Origin of the sequence: Shewanella litoralis, from assembly GCF_009828585.1 — a bacterium.
In the GTDB taxonomy this organism is placed as follows: Bacteria; Pseudomonadota; Gammaproteobacteria; order Enterobacterales; family Shewanellaceae; genus Shewanella; species Shewanella litoralis.
Genome location: NZ_WSRZ01000124.1, coordinates 1 through 320, shown reverse-complemented (window position 1 = coordinate 320; position 320 = coordinate 1). Strand labels below are relative to the sequence as shown.

Below are 320 nucleotides of genomic sequence, written 5' to 3'. Positions count from 1 at the left end.
TTTGTTTAAAGCTTCAGGGATAATGAAACCAGCAGCTCCCAACATAGCCCATCTTGCGTGGATCAATTCAAAGGCTTGGTATTTAGCAAAGTTCTCAGGCTTCTTTCCAAGACCAAATGGGTCATAACCATAATCTCCAGCAACTTCACCGTTTAAGTACTCTGGGATTTCTGATCTGTCCAAAAGACCATCCGGCAAGAAAATTCTCCTGTCAGGACCATACCACTTGGCGAGCTCGTCGTTAGTCTCAGAGATGGCCTTAGACTTAGCAGGAGGAGCTGGCTTTTTCTTAGAGAAGAGAGCAACTGTCTTGAACGTGG

General features: G+C 45.3%; 1 protein-coding gene. It reads right to left on the bottom strand.

The window, feature by feature from the left end:
- Positions 1-320: chlorophyll a/b-binding protein (locus tag GQA99_RS21130; RefSeq protein ID WP_160057036.1), on the bottom strand; the 320-nt coding region annotated here is incomplete at both ends.